Source organism: Nocardia sp. NPDC003345, assembly GCF_053589395.1.
Map to the genome: position 1 here is coordinate 1 of NZ_JBSFRU010000522.1, position 2560 is coordinate 2560.

General features: G+C 71.9%; 2 protein-coding genes and 2 pseudogenes. All 4 read left to right on the plus strand.

Going from position 1 to position 2560, the window contains the following annotated elements; translation table 11 throughout:
• Nucleotides 1-374 (plus strand): annotated as a pseudogene (locus tag ACWDU1_RS31505) (tRNA (adenosine(37)-N6)-dimethylallyltransferase MiaA); the annotation flags it as partial.
• The gene (locus tag ACWDU1_RS31510) at nt 371-1204 is read left to right on the plus strand and encodes a TrmH family RNA methyltransferase (protein ID WP_450004064.1); all 834 of its coding nucleotides are present in this window, start codon (nt 371-373) and stop codon (nt 1202-1204) included. The pseudogene ACWDU1_RS31505 and the gene ACWDU1_RS31510, both read left to right, overlap by 4 nt.
• A gap of 49 nt (nt 1205-1253) precedes the next feature.
• Nucleotides 1254-2156, plus strand: coding sequence for a diaminopimelate epimerase (gene dapF, locus ACWDU1_RS31515; protein WP_450004065.1), 903 nt, complete (start codon nt 1254-1256; stop codon nt 2154-2156).
• A 60-nt stretch (nt 2157-2216) separates the two neighbouring features.
• Nucleotides 2217-2560: pseudogene (locus ACWDU1_RS31520) on the plus strand (hypothetical protein); the annotation flags it as partial.

The window sequence follows — 2560 nt, forward strand, 5'->3', positions numbered from 1 at the left end:
GGGAAACCGCCGAACTGGACCGGCGGATCGCCGAACGCACCGAGGCGATGTTCGGCGCCGGACTGGTCGACGAGGTCCACGCCCTGATCGAGCAGGGGCTGCGACGCGGACAGACCGCGCGGCGGGCCATCGGGTACGCCCAGGTGCTGGCGTACCTCGACGGCGAGTACGGTCTGGCGGAAGCACAGGAGCGGACATTCGTCGGGACCCGCCGCTACGTACGGCGGCAGCGATCCTGGTTCCGGCGCGACCGGCGGGTGCGCTGGGTCGACGGCGCCGATCCGGACGTGGCGCGGACCGCGCTGGCCCTGCTCGCCGGCGATTCCGGCCCGCACCTGTCCGGTCCCGCAGCGAAGGAGCCCACCCGGTCGTGACCCGGCAGATCCGCAGTCGCAACGCCGCCGTCCAGGTATGGACGGCCTATCTGGACAATCGCACCAAGCGGCATCGGGACCGCCGGTTCCTGGTGCACGGTGTCCGCCCGATCACCCATGCCCTCGCCCACGGGTGGCCGCTGGAGACGCTGCTGTACCGGCTGGGCGAACCGGAACTGTCGGCCTGGGCGCGGGAGATCCTCGATACCGCCGCGGTACCCGCGGTCGGGCTGGCGCCGGAGTTGATGGCGGACCTGGGGGAGAAGACGGGTGGCGCGCCCGAACTGGTGGCGGTCGCGGAGTACCGTCCGGCCGAGCTGACGGCCTACGCGGCCGGGGAGCCGGGGGAGACCCCGGTCGTGGTCGTATTCGACCGGCCCAATTCGCCGGGCAATCTGGGCACGCTCATCCGGTCCGCGGACGCCTTCGGCGCGTCGGCCGTGGTGGTCACCGGGCACGGCGCCGATCAGTACGATCCGCGGTGCGTGCGCGCGTCGACCGGATCGCTGTTCGCGGTGCCGGTACTGCGGGCGGCCGGGCCGGACGAGGTGCTGGCGTTCCGGGACCGCCAGATCGCCCGCGGGATTCCGACGCAGGTGGTCGGCACCGACGAACGCGGTGCCCGGGCGATCTTCGATCATGATCTGCGGGATGCCACGATTCTGGTGGTCGGCAACGAGACCTCCGGTATGAGTGCCGGGTGGCTCGCGGCCTGCGACGAGACGGTCACCGTCCCGATGGGTGGTAGCGCCAGTTCGCTGGGCGCGCCCTCGGCCGCGGCGGTCGCGCTCTACGAAATTTCCCGGCAGCGCCGGACGTTTGCCAGATGAGACGAGACCGGCCGCCCCGAGCGGCCGGCCGGAACGGAAGAGCGAGGACGTGTCCAGTACCGAGACAGCGGTCGAATTCACCAAGGGCCACGGCACCCAGAACGATTTCGTGGTGCTGCCCGACCCCGAGGTGCGGCTCGAGCTGACCGCGTCCCGGGTCGCCGCGCTCTGCGACCGTCGCGCCGGCCTGGGTGCCGACGGCGTGCTCCGGGTGGCGCGGGCCGGCCGGCTGGTCGAGGCCGGGGTGCTGCCCGGACTGCCCGCAGGCGTGGGCGCCGAGGACTGGTTCATGGACTACCGCAATGCCGACGGGTCGATCGCCGAGATGTGCGGTAACGGGGTCCGCGTTTTCGCCCACTACCTGCGGGCCCGCGGCCTCACCGCCGACGACCGGTTCGTGGTGGGCAGCCGCGCGGGCGGCCGCCCGGTCACCGTGCACACCGCCGGCGCGGTGATCGGAGAGGTCACCGTGGATATGGGTCCGGTGCGGGTGCTGGGCGAATCCACCGCGACCCTCGCCGGATGGGGCCACCCCGGCCTCGGCATCGACGTCGGCAACCCGCACCTGGCCTGTGTGGACAGCACGCTGACGGCGGAATCGCTGGGCAAACTGGATCTGACCGTCCCGCCCGGTTTCGACCCCGATATGTTCCCGCGCGGGGTGAATATCGAGATCCTCACCGGTCTCGACGCCGCCGGCGCGGTGGATATGCGGGTGTACGAACGCGGTGTCGGAGAGACCCGTTCCTGCGGGACCGGCACCGTCGCCGCGGCGGCCGCCGCGCTGGTCGCGGAGGGTTTCGCGCTCGCCACCGGAACCGGTGAGGTGACCGTGCGGGTACCCGGCGGGCAGGTCCGGGTGGGGCTGGATGCGGGCGCGGCCTGGTTGCGCGGCCCCTCCGAACTCGTGGCCGACGGCCGCCTCGCCGCGGCGTGGTGGGCCGCCCGATAAGCGCTCGACCGGGAAATTCACATGCGCCGACCCGCGCATCGGTGGCAGCATGGATGGTGTATGAGAAAAGCTGACATTTCCGGGACCGGCGAGCGGTCCCCCGAATCGTTCGACGCCGAATCGTTCGATACGGAATCGTTCGAGTCCGATTCCCGCGAGTCCGATGCTCGTGAGTCCGGTTCGCACGAGTCCGACTTCTTCGAGGGCGCCGGCGATCCCCCGACGGCCGCCGAGACGCGCGCCGTCCGGCGGTCCGGCCCCACCGTGCGCCGCGGCGGCTGGTCCGCCGATCCCACCACCGGTGAACTCCAGCTCGACGAGCGCAGCGCACTGCGGCGTATCGCGGGTCTGTCCACCGAGCTCACCGATATCACCGAGGTCGAGTACCGGCAGCTGCGCCTGGA